This window comes from Paenibacillus sp. 7541 (assembly GCF_002276395.1).
GTDB lineage: Bacteria > Bacillota > Bacilli > Paenibacillales > Paenibacillaceae > Paenibacillus_AQ > Paenibacillus_AQ campinasensis.
The window spans coordinates 1-1,184 of the sequence record NZ_NQLZ01000069.1 but is presented as its reverse complement, the minus strand read 5'-3'; the positions used below and the strand labels follow the sequence as shown (position 1 = coordinate 1,184).

Annotated in this window: 2 protein-coding genes; both read left to right on the top strand. The window is 44.9% G+C overall.

Features of this window, described 5'->3' with window-relative positions; translation table 11 throughout:
* The first annotated feature begins 76 nt into the window (after positions 1-76).
* Positions 77-424, top strand: a complete 348-nt coding sequence (locus tag CHH75_RS24435) for a helix-turn-helix domain-containing protein (RefSeq protein ID WP_095399394.1) — start codon at positions 77-79, stop codon at positions 422-424.
* A partial coding sequence (locus CHH75_RS24430) for an IS3 family transposase (RefSeq protein WP_141235883.1) occupies positions 346-1,184 on the top strand: 839 nt, incomplete at its 3' end. The genes CHH75_RS24435 and CHH75_RS24430, both read left to right, overlap by 79 nt.

The window sequence follows — 1,184 nt, the reverse complement described above, 5'->3', positions numbered from 1 at the left end:
TGAAGTGCACCCCTTAGAATAGACATTGGATTAACCCCCTGGTTGATCCGATAAAATTCTAGGGGGTGCATTTTTTATGCCAGCAATTAAAGGTCAGAAGTTTAAGAAGTATTCCTACGAGACAAAGATGGAGGCGATACATCTTCACTTGGTGGAAGGCTGGACTTATCGCAGAATCATGGAGAAGTTTGGGATGACAGACAGACATCGTCTCAAAGACTGGATGAAGAAGTACAAGGAATTCGGCGAGTTTGGACTCATCGATCATCGTGGAAGACGAGACGAATATGTTGACCAAGACAGACAAATGAGCCGGCTGAAACGAGAAAATGAAATGTTAAAAAAGTGCTTGGAAATCTGGATGCAGGAGATGAAACGGAAAGATATATTAGCGTCGAGAAAGCCGCGAAAGAGTATTCAGTGAGCGCTCTTTGTAAGATTTTTGGCGTCTCTAGAAGTGGCTACTATGCTTATCTCAAACGCAAAGGTCAAGATCGGGATCAAATGGACAAGGCACTTGTACAGAAGGTTTACGACCAATACAACGGAGTGTATGGCTACCGTCAGATCCAGTTGTTCTTGCTGCAGGAGCACGGGGTCTGGATGAATCATAAGAAAGTGCTGCGGCTGATGCAAGCACTTGGAATCCGTTCACGAATTCGGCGTAAACATCGATGTAATTACGTTTCTTCAACCGAAGGACGTGTTGCCAAAAACCTGCTAAAGCGCGACTTTAAAGCAGATAGAGCGAACCAAAAATGGGTTACGGACGTCACTCAATTCCGTGTAGGTGAGTCGTGGATCTACCTCTCTGCCGTAAAAGACCTATTTAATAATGAGATTGTAGCCTATCACATGAGTCAGAGAAACGACAATCTGCTGGTGCTGCAGACCTTTGAGAATGCCTTTAACAAGACAAAAAACGTGACTGGACTGATCGTTCACAGCGATCAGGGATTCCAGTACACGTCCTATGCCTACCACGACATGCTGCCAAAGGTTGGCGCCCAAATCAGCATGTCTCGCCGAGGAAATTGTTATGACAATGCCTCGATGGAGAGCTTCTTCTCGCATCTCAAAACGGAAGGGCTCTATCCTTATGATATCCGAAATATGGACGAGGCACAAAGGCGAATTGAAGCCTATATCCATTTTTACAACCAACATCGACCACAACGAAAACT